We start from the raw sequence: 13,962 nt of genomic DNA, 5'->3' as shown, positions 1-13,962 counted from the left end.
TCGACTCTTGACTCTTAGACCTTAGCTCATCTGGTTACTGACATTCGTCACTTTAATCAATTTTATCCTGAGTCTTATATGCTCATGCTAGACCGCCTTTGCTCAATTTTTTCCAAAGCAAGAAAGAAGCCTATTTATTAAAAAGCTTCCAAGGTTTAACTATTCTTAATAGATAAAGCTTAGAATCCAGTCCGTTTCAGAAAAAATAAAAATCTTAGAAGGTTAGAATGATTCATTCTATTCAGTCCATTCCTCAATATTTTCTGCCTGCCGCAAGTAAAGCTTCCCCTGGGCATATTAACGGCAAATCCGTTCGCCATCTTCCAACCCACACGGCTAAAAGTGGATTCCCGGGAATTGGTAGATTGGGCCCTACAATGGCAATAATAGGTGCGATTTGGCTGATGGCTGTTGCTGCTATTCCAGCTGGAATTGCATTCATGGCTGCAAGAGCCTTAAATGTTACCATGCAAACAAGCATTGCCGTTGCCATTGCGTTTAGCGCCGCTTGCTTAAGTGCGCGTCAGAGATCAAACCAACTCGAAAATTAATTCCTTCTCAAAGCAGCATCTTCGCAGAAGGCTGCCGTGTTTGCGAAAAGAGTTTTTAAATTTTTATACAACGTAATGACAAATATGGCTTACTAGCCATGTCCATTCATAAGGCCAAAACATGATCAACGCAAATTTTCGAAATCTTTTTTTTGCTTTGGAAACATTCGAGCAAGGGTTAAATGTCCTTGGCTATATTCCCTTAATAGGAAACATTTCGGCTCATGTGAGATCCAATTATGCCAAGATTGAGGCTATTACGGGGATAGGGCTGGCTATTTTTGCTGCATGCCTGAACCTACAAGGCAATTTACATAGCGCTTTTTATCTAGCTGTTGGAGTGAGCCTCGTTGGCCATGCTATCCTCAACGGCATACGCTCGTATTGGGAAGATAGCTATCCGGGGTTTACTTTATTCACAGCGCTTCCTTACGATGTCGTTGCAACATTTTTTGTAGGAAGGCGTTTTTTTCCCTATATCCTTTAATTTTACTTACCAAAAGAGGATCCAATTTTTCAATCCAGCCATTAGAGACTTGAAATCTATCTAAAAATCGCTCACAATTATTATCTATTTATATAGTTTATTGGGCCCTTCTATTCTTTTGTTGTTAATGTGAAGATTAGAACGCCTTTGCCTTTAAGATGATTCAACGAAAGGATCTTACGTTTATGTCAGTTCGCGTGCGCATTGCGCCTTCTCCAACAGGCGATCCTCATGTGGGAACCGCCTACATGGCTTTATTCAATATGATTTTTGCCCGCCACCACAAAGGGCAATTTATTTTACGCATTGAAGACACAGACCGCACGCGTAGCCGTCCCGAGTACGAAGAAAATATTTACTCGGCACTCCGCTGGGCAAACATCCAATGGGATGAAGGTCCAGATGTTGGAGGCCCCTTCGGTCCTTATCGCCAATCGGAGCGCTTTGGAATCTACAAGCAGTATGCCGAAGACTTATTGGCTAAAGGAAAGGCCTACAAATGCTTTTGTACGGCTGAAGACTTAGATGAAATGCGCGAGTTAATGGCCAAGCAGGGTGGACGCCAAGGCTACGATAGGCGCTGCCGTCATTTAACACCGGCCGAAGTGGAAGAAAGAGAGCAAGCCGGCATACCTTATGTTATACGCTTAAAAGTGCCACTAACTGGCGAATGTGTTTACGAAGATGCCATCAAGGGAAGAATGACATTCCCATGGGCCGATGTCGATGACCAAGTTCTTTTAAAATCCGACGGCTTCCCAACTTATCACTTGGCCAACGTTGTCGACGATCATCTCATGCAGATTTCCCACGTGATTCGTGGCGATGAATGGATGAGCTCTACTCCGAAGCATATCCTGCTATACGAATCTTTTGGGTGGACTCCCCCAACCTTCATGCATATGCCGCTTCTGCTCGGACGCGACGGCAAGAAGCTATCGAAGCGCAAGAATCCGACCTCTATTTTCTTCTATCGCGACAGCGGCTATTTGCCAGAAGCATTCCTTAATTTCTTGACGCTCATGGGCTACAGCATGACCGGTGACCGCGAAATCTACAGCCTCGACGACATCATTCAAGAATTTGACTATAAGCGCATTGGGGTCTCTGGAGCCGTCTTCGACGTGCAAAAACTCGATTGGGTTAACCAGCAGTATCTCATCAAGAATATCCCGGTCGACCAGCTGTGGAACCGCATGAAAGAGTGGAGCTTCAATGACGAGTTCATGCAAAGGCTGATGCCTTTATGCCATTCGCGTATCAAAACATTTGGCGATTTCATGGACTTATTTAATTTTCTCTTCATTAACCACATTCACTATAGCGACTCGCTTTTTGAGGTCAAAGACCTCGCTAAAGAACAGGTATGCTATTTAATCCAAGCCATTATTTGGCGTTTGGATGAATTAGAAAACTGGACAGGATCGGGAGTCAACCAGGCTTCTCGCGAAGTCGCTGAAATATTTGGAGTCAATCACAAGAAAGTCATCATGCCAATCCTCTTTGGAAGCTTGATGGGCAAAACACAGGGCCCTCCCCTTTTTGACTCCGTCACTATTTTAGGCAAAGACCGCACACGTGCCCGTTTTCTTAAAGCAATGGAATTTTTAGGCGGCATCTCTAACAAAAAAATGAGCAGCCTTAAGAAAGCTTGGCAAGAAAAAAGCGGACAAGCTCTCATGGCTAAAGAATAAGTCTTTAATGAATGCACTTTAAGAGACTTAAAGTGCATTCATTTCAACCTATACAAACATGCGCATATTGATTCAAACAAGGCTCACACACTAGGGGAGTGAATGGACCAAGCTCAACCACAGTCGTTTTTTCACATCTGCTCTAATGTCCTGGAAGGATGCTATGGGCTCACCCTTCAAATAGTCAGCCTCATCCTCTTTTTATTATTCTTTAATGTTGTCATCAAAGTCATTTTGTCTAAGCTTCAAGACCGCTTTTTAAAGCAGCACAATGCATGGGCTCTCAGCTTTGTGACAGCAATCGACCAACCCTTAAACTACTTCGTCTGGTTTGTAGCCCTGGTTTGCGGCTTTGACGCTTTGACCAAGCGGCTCCTCACCTTCCATCTTTTTAATGTAGATACCCTCTTAAGCCTTGGTGCCGTTCTAACAATCGGATGGTTTCTTTTAAGATGGAACAACAAGGTTGTCCACTACATGATGGAAATGAGCCATAACCATCGCATTGCCCTCACTCCCGGCAAGCTGGACCTAATCAGTAAAATGGCGACAATAGCCATTATCTTCATGACCCTGTTTTTTGCCATGGATGTCACAGGGCGCGACATGCAAACTTTAATTGCATTTGGAGGGATTGGAGGCCTAGCCTTAGCTTTTGCTTCGCAACAAGTCATCTCAAATTTTTTTGGAGGGGTCATGGTCTATGCAACCCAGCCTTTCACGATCGGTGAATTTGTCAGCCTGCCAGAAAAAAAGATTGAGGGGTATGTCGAAGAGATCGGCTGGTATATGACGCTCATCCGTAATCAGGAAAAAAAGCCCATTTATGTTCCCAATTGCGTTTTCACTCAAACAATCGTCATGACCCCTTCGCGAATGAGCCATGAAAGGTTTTTTCACACGATTGGCCTCCGATATACTGATATTGGTGTGGTTAAACAAGTCGTGACAGCTATCAAACTGATGCTCCTTAAACACCCGAATGTCGACCATCAGCAAAAAGTTGAAGCTTATTTTGTCGGATTCGGAACCTCTTCTTTAGACATCAATATCTCAGCTTATGTCAAGCTTGGAGGAATCGACTTTCCTTCCATCCGCCAAGATATCCTTTTAAGGATTGCGGATATTATTGCCCAACAGGGAGCTGTCATTGCAACACCGACCAACATCGTGGAAATTCAAGGGGGCGTCATCTTAAAACAACACGAGTCGCCACAGGCAGATCACCTTCCTTCAGCCAATCAATAGGCTTCATTCTTAATCAGTTTTGTATGTATGATACAAAACGCCTAATCAAGAACGTCTGCCAAAAAGAAGCCAGAAAAATGGAAAATCTTTTAACTTATATTTGCTAACATGCCCACCACGCACATTAGATCATTTTTTGCCTTTTATTGCTTGCTAGACTCAGTCTTCCCATAAGCAAAGACATTTTACTGTTGAGTGGCGGAGCCATTACAAGCGCATGCATACCAGATCATACCCTCCGCTTATACCTATGGATTTATGCAGACTGCATTTTATCGGCTTTGTAACCTCTTATAGTGGGTGGTTTATTGCCATTCTTACCCGCTCTTGCCTTACTTGGATTGGCGTATGTCAGATTTAAATGCCACAGAAAGTCAAATCGATGATGATCTAGATTCAAGTTCTTGAGAAATAATCTCCAATAAAGGCATTATAAATGCAACAGGCGTCTTAACGGCTTCAATTGAATTGCCCTGAGAAATTTATCTACCCAAGTGACACGTTCTATGTTTTTCACACCCTCTAATTTTCTTTCCTTAGCCAGGGGGCCGTTAGCTTTGTTGTTCATGGTTGATAATGCTGTTTGTCGCAGTATCGCCATCCTCTTGGCAATGGTGACAGATAGTTTAGATGGCTATTTAGCACGCCGTTTGCGCATGACCAGTCAGGTAGGCGCGTTTTTAGACCCTCTCATGGATAAGCTGTTTGTCTTGACAGTTGCAGTGATTTTTATTCAAGAAGGACGCTTAGAGCTCTGGGAAGCACTCACGCTTATTTCGCGTGATTTTGCCGTTTTACTCTTTGGCTTATACCTGGCCGTCAGAGGCTCTTGGTCTAACTTCAAATTTCGTTCGATTTGGTCCGGGAAAATCACCACTACCCTTCAATTTTTTGTTCTGCTTGGGTTGACCTTCCATTATGCGATGCCTTCCTATCTGTTTTATAGCTTCATCCTCTTAGGCATCCTCGCACTCTGCGAACTTTATTTAACAGAAAGGCAAGCCAAACTAAGTCTCTGATTAAGGTCCCGCAATTTGCGACTTTAAATCTGTATTGCGATTTAAGGTCTAACCATAAAATATACAGTAAGGCCATTGCTCCAACCTACTCCTGATGCGCTTTTGCTCTCAGCAAAAAAATCATAGTACTCCCATTTTGCTCGTGACAATATGAAGCGCTTTAGATACAAACATGTCATAGAGATCATGATTGAGGAGGTGACCCATGAGAGCAATATCTGTGATTAAACAATTCATTTTCCCTTTGTTTTTAACTCTAGCAGCAGCATCTTTTGCGTATCCCGTACAAGAAGAATACGAAAACACGTATCCATCTGAAGCCGAAAATGATGACGGGTATCAGGAAGAACAGACACCTCAAAGGCGTGTCTTATTCAAGCACCGCAGAGCCATTTCACTGCCCAATTCTTCTTACAATACTGATACTGATTCGTTTGAATATCGCCCCCCTTATCCAGAAAGGCGCGATTAATGCGCCTTTCCATCCTATGAAGCTGAGCTTTGGATATCTATTTGAAAATTAGGAATCCTGCCATGGAGAGATTAAAAAAAACACCTGCCAAGGGAAGCCTTGACTGTTATCAAGGAATCCACTGAGCAGGTGTTTATAGGGACAGGAAGCGCAGCTACCGGCTTATGAGGCCTTTGCCACTTCAGGCGCGACTGAAGCTTCGCCAATATCTTCTCGGGCTTGCTCTCCAATGATGGCAGCAAATTGCTTACCCAGTGAACGGACTGCGACGATCCAAACCCCAATCACCCCGAACAAGACAATGGCCACGTAAGGAGCGCTTGAACTCACCGTCGCAAAGACCATGAGCAGGCTCTGGTGAATGAGAGATCCACCCGACTTACCAAGGCGTGAACCCACGCCGTCAATGGCAGCCTTTCCCTTTAACTTGCATTCATGTCCCAATGGGATGAAAGCCATCTCTTTGGTTGAATCAAATACTGAATATTTGCATGCCTTACTCATGCAGACTTGAGCCGCACCAAAAAAGACGGCGATGGCCAAAGGGGTCGTTCCCGTTAAGAGCATCACAGGCTCGGCCAAATCATGACGGAAGAGCATGAAAGCAAAGAAACCGGCACTTGTCACAAGCATGATAACCGGTGTAATCAGAGCCGTACGAGTCCAGCCAAAGCGAGCAATCAACTGCGACATGAATAAGGAAGTCAGTGTTGCAATAATACCAACGGCCGATGTCATCGTATTCATGTAGCGATTATACTCGAGCGCCGAAGAATAGAGTTGGCGCAATTGATCTTTCCAAACAATTTCCACTAAATTGATTACTAGGTTATAGGAAACAACCAAAATCGCTATACAGATGAGATACTTTGAATTAGACAGATAGGCAAAACTTTCTCTGATCGATAACCGCTTTTTTGTTCTTTGGATGCGCTTTGCTTCGTGAAACTCTTCAAAATCCGGACCGCTAAGAACATTTTTATTCATCCAACGAAAAGCTGCCATGGTAATGCATCCGCTCACGATGACTGCAAACACGAGTACGTTCAATGTCTGTTCCCAACTCTGGTCATTCGTTAACAAGTTAGCTATGAATCCGGCAATGATAGCCGCCGAACTGGCTATGACACCCAACATGCTATAAAAGCGACGCGCTTCTGTCATCTTCGTCACTTCATTGGCAAATCCCCAGAACAAGACCCCTAAAACAAGACTTCCCCAAATTTCGCAAACCGCATAAAAAAGAGTGAATGACCAATTGCGGAACATGGCAATCAACCCTTTAAATCCGGCCGGTAAAACAGTTTCTAAATAATCGGATAATTGATGAGGATGTAAACTATCGCGTAAAGGATAAAGAACATAGGTGAAGAGAGCAAAAAATAGTAAAAAGAAGCTGATGGTAATGTAAAAAACCCTTTCTTGACTGTAACGATTCGACAGTTTTGTAAAGAGAAGAGTAAAAAAGACCGCCATAGGCAGCAAGACCCAAACCTTAATAAAAGGAATGACCTCTGCACCCGAAGACTTAGCTGTCACAACAACGGCGTCTTTGATATTGCGTAGAATGCTATAATTGAAACAAATCAAAAATAACATCAACATCATGGGTAGCACTTTCTTGACCTCATACCGATGAATAGGCCAGAAAAACGCTCTTAACTTACCAAACTCTGACTCTGGAAGAGACATTTATAAACCCTTTGTTACCAAAAATGATATCACAGACTTTTACTAATTTTCAATAATTATATTTACTTTTCAAAAAATAAAAAAAGCACATTAATAATATAACTATTACTAACGCGCTTTTTATATAAATTAAACGGCTTGTTGTTCTTTCAGTAAACTGGATTCTGTTAGAACATTGACTGGACGTAAGGGAGTAATGGATGGCTCAGCGACAGGAGTTTTTTCGACCTGGCCAGTCAATTCATTAAATTGTTTACCCAATACGCGGATCGCAATGGCCCAGATGACGATGACGCCAAACAGGACAATCGCAACATAAGGAGCACTCGCACTAATGGTTGAGAAAAGCAGGAGTAGGCTTTGGTGAACCATAGATCCACCTGATTTACCAAGGCGGGAACAGACGCCATCAATAGCTGCTTTTCCAATCAGCTTAGACTCTGGGGTCAAGGGAACAAAAGACATTTCTTTCGTTGCATCAAATACAGAATACTTAGCTCCGCGGCTCAAGATGTTTTGAGCCGATCCAAAAAAGACGACTAGCATCAGCGGTGTTACCCCGGCAAAAGAGATGAGCAAATCGGGCGAGGCTTTCTTTAAGAAAAAGAAAGAGAAGAAGCCCAAGCTAGTGGCTGCTAAAATCGCTGGTGTAATCAAGGCTGTAAACGTCCAACCAAACTTACGGATCGCATTTCCAGATACAAACAATGAACTCAAAGTTGCTACGACGCCGATGATTGAGACGATGTGGTTCATGTACATGGTGTAATCATTCGGATCGGGATACAGCTCTCTCACCTGATGCTTCCACAACACTTCGGTCAAATTGATGACTAGATTGTAAGAAATCACAATTAAAGCGATGCAAAGTAGATACTTAGAGCGAAGCAGATAGGCAAAGCTTTCTTTTAAAGAGAGTTTACCCTTGGTTTCCCCTTCAGTCTTGATAGAAGCTGGATCGTAAAAGCGCTTATCGGTTAAGACTTCGACATTCATCCAGCGGAATAAGGCCAGCGCAATTCCTCCGGAAATCAGGACCAAAGAGACCATCATCACAAGCGATTGATACCAAGGATCTCCTCCTAATAACGCGCCCCCCCCCCGCCGAGTAAAGTTACAACAGTAAACAGAAGCTTGACCTGCAAAGATTCCCGAAAAGTTGGCGCCAACGCCAAATAAACCATAGAAACGCTTCGCTTCACCCAACTTAGTCACCTGATTGGCAAATCCCCAGAACAAGACAAACAATACCGTGCTGCCCCACAGTTCAGACATGACGTAGAACAGAGTAAATGTCCAGTAGCGAAACATGGCCACCAAACCCTTAAAACCGGCAGGCAAGGCTGTTTCTAGAAAATCGGCCGTCGCATGAGGATGGATTAGATCGCGAATGGGATAAAGAACAAAAGTGAAAATAAAAAAGTAAGATAAAAAGAGAGAAATGATAATGTAAAAGACTGTTTCGCGTGGCAGGCGATTCGATAACCATGTAAATAGAACTGTCATCAAAACAGCCCCGGGAAACATGGCCCAAACCTTCACAAACGGAATGACTTCCGCTCCAGACGATTTGGCCGTAATAAGCAATGAATCTTTTAAAGTTCTTAATATGTTGTAGTCAAAGGAAATAAAAAAGAAAATTAATAGCATTGGGATGAGCTTTTTAAGCTCATAGTGATGAACGGGCCATAAGTAGCTCCGCCACGGACTAAATTCAGGGGACGCCGATGGTGTCTCTGACATGTTAACCTTTCCCTAAGATTAAGATCGGTAAACTTTTTATCATTTATCCTCAGTAACGTTTTTTAAATCACCTAACTACAACTATTAACAATAAGAGGCGATTCCGAGTTCGGGTGACTCATCATACAACCTAAGCTTGTCTCAAATAATCGAATTATTAGTTTTTGGCTTTTAAAAAACCTTAGACCCCTAAAGGTATAAGCGTTCAGCTCTATTTAATCAAGTCCTTTTTGATTTCTTTGTTAAAGGCTTTTAAGGATTCTTTTAATTTTTAAAGAATTATAAAACAAAAAACGAAACTTTACAACAAATTTTAATTTTAAATTTTTAACAACAAAAACTAAACTATCACTCATTATTTCAACTCTAGTTTCAAGAACCTCTGCAAATTTTCTTTTTAATAAAAAAAAAAAAATAGAGACGTCCATAAACGAAAAAGCCTTAAAAAATAATTGTCAATCGAGTTCATTTGTAGAAAGAAAGAGATACCAAAGGAATCGATGAAATTGAAATAAAGTGATTTGAGAGAGGTAAAGGGTTCTTGATTCATGCAATCTGCGGTAATCACACTTCCTTTTTCCCCTTCTCCAAAAAGAGAAGGGGCGAAGAGAAGGATGTTCTTTGCAGAAAAAATCATTGTGAGTCCAAAAATTTTTACTTTATCAAAGATCCAGGACTAATCAACTGAGATTTTGTAAGCACCCTCTAAAGCACTTTTGGTCACGTGAGTAAAGAATTCAAAATATTTGGCCTATCAGACAGGGCTTCAATTCCGGGCAATTGGCCAAATTCGATGTATTCGAGCGAAGCGCCTCCTCCAGTCGAAAGATGATCGATGTGCTCTGCAACGCCGGCCTTTTCGATGGCAGCAATAGAGTCTCCTCCGCCGACGATTGTCGTGGCTGGCAGATCGGCCATCGTGCGCGCAATGGCTTCTGTCCCTTTATCGAAAGGAGGATGTTCAAAAACTCCAAGGGGGCCATTCCAAAAGACGGTGGCAGCTTTTTTCAGTTCTGCCTGGTAATTTTGAATGGTGTTTGGTCCAATATCAACTCCTTGAAAGCCGTCAGGAATACCTTGGTCCACTTGGATGATTTTTGAGCCGCTTGCCGAATCAATGCGAGGAGCAATGACAAGATCCGTTGGCAGAAGAATGCGACAACGCGACTGCGAGGCGATATCAATAATCTCTCTTGCAACGCTTAAAAACTCTTTTTCATAAAGCGAGTCTCCGATGGAAATTCCTTCCGACTTAAAGAACGTATGGGCCATGGCTCCGCCAATCAATAGCACATCGGCCTTTTTCATGAGAGCTTCGATGACTTTAAATTTAGTCGAAATCTTCGCTCCTCCCAAAATTGCACAAAAAGGGCGTTTAGGATTGAGCAGGACCGACCCTAAATAAGCCATCTCCTTTTCCAAAAGGAAGCCTGCTGCTGCAGCTTCTGGAAAGAACTGATCGATAACTGTCGTAGAAGCATGAGCGCGATGAGCCGTGCCAAAAGCATCATTGATGTAGACATCTCCTAATTCGGAGAGGGCGCTTGCAAAGTCAGGCTCTTCTTCGGGTTTTTCTTCTCCCTTATGGAAGCGCAAATTCTCAAGCATTAACACATCGCCAGGTTTTAGATTGCGCGCCATTTGCTCGATCTGCGACCCGCAGCAATCAGGCGCCATTTTAACTGGCTTATTGAGAAGCTCAGATAGACGCTTAGCGCAAGGAGCTAGCGAAAATTGAGGCTCGGGCTTGCCTTTTGGCCGTCCGAGGTGGCTCATTAAAATAACAGCACCACCGCGATCTAATACGTACTGAATCGTCGGTAAAGAGGCACGGATACGGGTGTCATCTGTGATTTGATTATTTTCAATGGGAACATTGAAATCGACACGGATAAGAGCTTTTTTACCGTCTAGGGTTAGATCGCGAACAGATAATTTATCTGCCATAGCCAAAAGCCTCCTGCCTAAGATTGATTCCTTGCCCATTTATGAATTGAAGCGGGAAAGAAAACTACTTCATAGCTCAATTAAATGAGTCTGTCAAGACTTATCAGTTTTACTCTTAATCACTCTTTTTTAATTACTTAAAGAGATGTAAAAAACACAAATCTTTTACGATAAACAATCTAAAAATCCGCTTTTTTTATTTTTTATTTTCATTCAGAGTAGATGACAAGTCAGACGGTAGCTCTAAACAGGTCATGCTGGCTTAATTTAAGTTGCCTTAGTAGGAAAAGTGCTCCATAGTCAAAAGTGAATGAAAGATTGTCAGGGCACTTTCTTTGCCCATAGACATAAGACACCTAAGTTTTAAGTAGATAAACCTTAAGTTCAAATACACGTTCAGGCTGTATTACCATGGATTCTTCTCTTCATCTTCTTCGAAAAGAATATCGGCTCAAATCACTCGATAGAGGTGATTTGCATCACGATCCTTTCGTACAGTTTAAAAAATGGCTTGCAGAAGCGAAACAAGCAGAGGTTTTAGAACCGAATGCCATGAACTTGGCAACAGCCTCATTAAGTGGCAAACCATCTTGCCGCACGGTCCTTCTTAAGGGGATTGATTCGAATGGATTCTTATTCTACAGCAACTATGAAAGCCGTAAAGGGCAAGAACTGGCTCAAAACCCCCAGGCCTGCCTCTGTTTTTTATGGAAGGAACTGGAGCGGCAAGTCATCATTGCAGGGATGGTCGAAAAGCTTACATTCAAAGAGTCAGCCTCCTATTTTGACTCACGACCTCGCGGAAGCCAATTAGGTGCTTGGGTATCCAAGCAAAGCCAACCGATTTCCTCAAGAGAGGCATTAGAAAAACAGTACTTATACTTTCAACAACTCTATGAGGGACTTCCCATTCCTCTGCCACCTTATTGGGGAGGTTACCGCCTCCTGCCCAAATACTTCGAATTTTGGCAAGGAAGGGAAAATCGCCTGCACGATCGCTTCAGTTACATCTTAAATGACAAAGGCTGGGGAATTGATAGGCTCGCTCCTTGAAGACCACGCCATACCCATCCTCTTGCACAAATTGCCTCCAATCAGACTAAGACAATAATCTATTTTCTTAAGAGCTACGGATTTGGAAGATCTGGCAAAAAACCTCCCGCTTGCATGTCCCACATGCGCGCGTAAAATCCTTGCTTGGCAACGAGTTCACTATGCGTTCCCTCTTCCACAATTTTCCCCTGATTGAAAACAAGAATGCGATCCATTTTGGCAAGCGTTGAAAGACGGTGGGCAATGACTAAGGTTGTCCGATTTTCCATCAGCTTCTCCAAGCTCTCTTGAATAAAGGTTTCTGTGACCGAATCAAGAGATGACGTCGCTTCATCTAAAATAAGAATCGGCGAGGCTGCCAATATGGCACGTGCAATTGCAATTCTTTGTCGTTCCCCCCCGGACAGCTTCGTTCCCCGCTCGCCCACAAGCGAGGCGTAGCCATTCTGGCATTTTCTGATAAATTCATCGCAATGAGCCAATTTGGCGGCTTCTATCACCTCTTCTTGGGAGGCCTGAATATTGCCGTACTGAATATTTTCTTCCAATGTGCGGTGAAAAAGGAGCGGGTCTTGCGGAATGAGCGCCACCTGCTTGCGTAAAGAATCAAGAGTCACCTGCGCAATATCTTGCCCATCGATTAAAATCTTCCCTCTCGTGATCGGATAGAATCGCAAAATGAGATTGACAAATGTCGACTTACCGGCTCCTGAATAACCTACAAGGCCTACTTTCTCTCCCCCTTTAATATGAACATCTTTGTTTTCAAATAGTTTTTTCTGCCCGTATTGAAAAGTCACATTCTCAAAGATGATTTCTCCTTTCTTGACTTCTAATGGCGGGACGCCAACCGGATCGACGACATCCTTGGGATCATGCATGACTGCAAGTGCCTGGCTGGCAATTCCAAAAGATTTAAAAAATTGAGGCAGCAAATCACCCGCAATCCATAAAATCATGACCACATTAAAAGTCGTATTAAAGACTTGGATCACTTCCCCTGTAGAAATTCTGTCTTGGATCCAATAAAAAATGAGCAGGCCATTGAGGGTAATAATTCCAACTAAAAATAAGAGTGAGAGAGACATTAGCATAAGGGCAACACAGTACTGTGCACGAAAGTTTTTTTCCTGCTCGACGCTTTGAGAAGAAGCAATGCGCTGCCTTTCAAATTTAAAACGGGAAAACAGATTGACGGCGAAATTATTGGTGAAGCTATCAACAATCTTTCCTGCAAGCTGGCTGCGAGCCTCGCCATGATCATTAGAGTACCTGACACATTTTGCTGAGAAAAAGAAGCAAATCGCAAAATGAGCAACTATCCAAATGGCTAAAATCAAGGCAAAGATAGGACTGACTGCCGAAAAAAAGATGAGAATCAAAATAGATGCAGCCAGGGCAGGAATAAAAATCATCGCATTATGAAGCATCGAAGTGACTTGCGATGTCATATCCGCAATTTTATTAGACAGGCTTCCTGCAAAGTGCTCATTAAAATATTTTGGTGAATGGTGCTGAATGTGGTCAAACATCGCCATGCGAATATCGGCCTCCAGCTTTGGAAAAGCCTTGGCCCGCAAAAAATCACGACTCCTAAAGCAGCACTCGACAAAAATCCATAAACAAACCCCTGCCGCTAGCAAGCCCTTCAACGAGTCCCAGGCTGACAGCCGGTCCATATCATACTGCGTCAAGGTATCGATAATTAACCGCAATAGATAAGGCCATACAGTGGAGTCAATAGCCCATGACAGAGAAAGAAAGTAAATAAAGAAGAAACTCCACGGTTGCATGCGCAGGAATTTCCAAACGAAGGAAAGGAGGTCCTTAGAAGTCATAAAAGCATTCCCTTAAACCCAGCTTGTAGCCTATGAAGGCTCATAGTCGAAATTATTTTCTCTCTAGACCTGTACACAAGCAAGTTGGGTAATATAAATCCCACAATTATACAAGAAATCAAAAGAGAACTCAATGCTCCTTTCAACTTTCTCATGACGCCTCATTGCTAAACAGATGAGTTTATTTTTAATCCAAACATTAATATTTCACCTTCTTC

Annotated in this window: 11 protein-coding genes; 7 read left to right on the top strand and 4 right to left on the bottom strand. The window is 42.8% G+C overall.

The annotated features are described in order from the left end of the window. The first annotated feature begins 227 nt into the window (after positions 1–227). The 6 genes from PNK_RS01315 to PNK_RS01290 all read left to right on the top strand — a co-directional run bounded on the left by PNK_RS01315 (position 228) and on the right by PNK_RS01290 (position 5,471). Positions 228–551, top strand: coding sequence for a hypothetical protein (locus PNK_RS01315; protein ID WP_059059820.1), 324 nt, complete (start codon positions 228–230; stop codon positions 549–551). 121 nt (positions 552–672) lie between these two features. After that, entirely contained in the window at positions 673–1,038 is a 366-nt protein-coding gene (locus tag PNK_RS01310) for a hypothetical protein (protein WP_032124902.1), read from the top strand. A 185-nt stretch (positions 1,039–1,223) separates the two neighbouring features. Further along, a complete protein-coding gene (gene gltX, locus PNK_RS01305) occupies positions 1,224–2,732 on the top strand; it encodes a glutamate--tRNA ligase (protein WP_079992750.1) in 1,509 nt (502 codons plus the stop codon). A gap of 102 nt (positions 2,733–2,834) precedes the next feature. Beyond that, positions 2,835–3,980 (top strand): mechanosensitive ion channel family protein, encoded by a 1,146-nt coding sequence (locus tag PNK_RS01300; RefSeq protein ID WP_059059816.1) that lies wholly within the window; start codon positions 2,835–2,837, stop codon positions 3,978–3,980. A gap of 506 nt (positions 3,981–4,486) precedes the next feature. After that, the gene (locus PNK_RS01295) at positions 4,487–4,999 is read left to right on the top strand and encodes a CDP-alcohol phosphatidyltransferase family protein (protein ID WP_032124899.1); all 513 of its coding nucleotides are present in this window, start codon (positions 4,487–4,489) and stop codon (positions 4,997–4,999) included. 205 nt (positions 5,000–5,204) lie between these two features. Continuing rightward, positions 5,205–5,471: a hypothetical protein gene (locus PNK_RS01290; RefSeq protein WP_032124898.1), complete on the top strand. Its 267-nt coding sequence runs from the start codon at positions 5,205–5,207 to the stop codon at positions 5,469–5,471. A 162-nt stretch (positions 5,472–5,633) separates the two neighbouring features. Here the strand turns inward: PNK_RS01290 and PNK_RS01285 are convergent, their stop codons facing one another. The 3 genes from PNK_RS01285 to PNK_RS01265 form a co-directional block, all read right to left on the bottom strand. Then, complete coding sequence (locus tag PNK_RS01285) at positions 5,634–7,163, bottom strand: NTP/NDP exchange transporter (protein ID WP_032124897.1); 1,530 nt, start codon at positions 7,161–7,163, stop codon at positions 5,634–5,636. Positions 7,164–7,292: 129 nt separating this feature from the next. Further along, the gene (locus PNK_RS01280; RefSeq protein ID WP_059059814.1) at positions 7,293–8,906 is read right to left on the bottom strand and encodes an NTP/NDP exchange transporter; all 1,614 of its coding nucleotides are present in this window, start codon (positions 8,904–8,906) and stop codon (positions 7,293–7,295) included. 720 nt (positions 8,907–9,626) lie between these two features. Beyond that, positions 9,627–10,853 (bottom strand): phosphoglycerate kinase, encoded by a 1,227-nt coding sequence (locus tag PNK_RS01265; protein ID WP_059059808.1) that lies wholly within the window; start codon positions 10,851–10,853, stop codon positions 9,627–9,629. A 411-nt stretch (positions 10,854–11,264) separates the two neighbouring features. Between PNK_RS01265 and pdxH the strand changes: the two genes are divergently transcribed. Beyond that, positions 11,265–11,906, top strand: a complete 642-nt coding sequence (gene pdxH / locus PNK_RS01260; protein ID WP_059059807.1) for a pyridoxamine 5'-phosphate oxidase — start codon at positions 11,265–11,267, stop codon at positions 11,904–11,906. Between the two features lie 74 nt (positions 11,907–11,980). Here the strand turns inward: pdxH and PNK_RS01255 are convergent, their stop codons facing one another. Then, positions 11,981–13,744, bottom strand: a complete 1,764-nt coding sequence (locus tag PNK_RS01255; protein WP_059059806.1) for an ABC transporter ATP-binding protein — start codon at positions 13,742–13,744, stop codon at positions 11,981–11,983. Between the last annotated feature and the right edge of the window lie 218 nt (positions 13,745–13,962).

The sequence above is a fragment of the Candidatus Protochlamydia naegleriophila genome, assembly GCF_001499655.1.
GTDB lineage: Bacteria > Chlamydiota > Chlamydiia > Chlamydiales > Parachlamydiaceae > Protochlamydia > Protochlamydia naegleriophila.
Note: the sequence above shows the minus strand (reverse complement) of the source record. Positions and strands in the feature narration are given on the sequence as shown.

Excerpts from the sequence above, each read along its gene's own strand:
- PNK_RS01315 (WP_059059820.1), top strand. The coding sequence starts at position 228 with ATGATTCATTCTATTCAGTCCATTCCTCAATATTTTCTGCCTGCCGCA.
- PNK_RS01310 (WP_032124902.1), top strand. The coding sequence starts at position 673 with ATGATCAACGCAAATTTTCGAAATCTTTTTTTTGCTTTGGAAACATTC.
- gltX (WP_079992750.1), top strand. The coding sequence starts at position 1,224 with ATGTCAGTTCGCGTGCGCATTGCGCCTTCTCCAACAGGCGATCCTCAT.
- PNK_RS01300 (WP_059059816.1), top strand. The coding sequence starts at position 2,835 with ATGGACCAAGCTCAACCACAGTCGTTTTTTCACATCTGCTCTAATGTC.
- PNK_RS01295 (WP_032124899.1), top strand. The coding sequence starts at position 4,487 with ATGTTTTTCACACCCTCTAATTTTCTTTCCTTAGCCAGGGGGCCGTTA.
- PNK_RS01290 (WP_032124898.1), top strand. The coding sequence starts at position 5,205 with ATGAGAGCAATATCTGTGATTAAACAATTCATTTTCCCTTTGTTTTTA.
- PNK_RS01285 (WP_032124897.1), bottom strand. The coding sequence starts at position 7,163 with ATGTCTCTTCCAGAGTCAGAGTTTGGTAAGTTAAGAGCGTTTTTCTGG.
- PNK_RS01280 (WP_059059814.1), bottom strand. The coding sequence starts at position 8,906 with ATGTCAGAGACACCATCGGCGTCCCCTGAATTTAGTCCGTGGCGGAGC.
- PNK_RS01265 (WP_059059808.1), bottom strand. The coding sequence starts at position 10,853 with ATGGCAGATAAATTATCTGTTCGCGATCTAACCCTAGACGGTAAAAAA.
- pdxH (WP_059059807.1), top strand. The coding sequence starts at position 11,265 with ATGGATTCTTCTCTTCATCTTCTTCGAAAAGAATATCGGCTCAAATCA.
- PNK_RS01255 (WP_059059806.1), bottom strand. The coding sequence starts at position 13,744 with ATGACTTCTAAGGACCTCCTTTCCTTCGTTTGGAAATTCCTGCGCATG.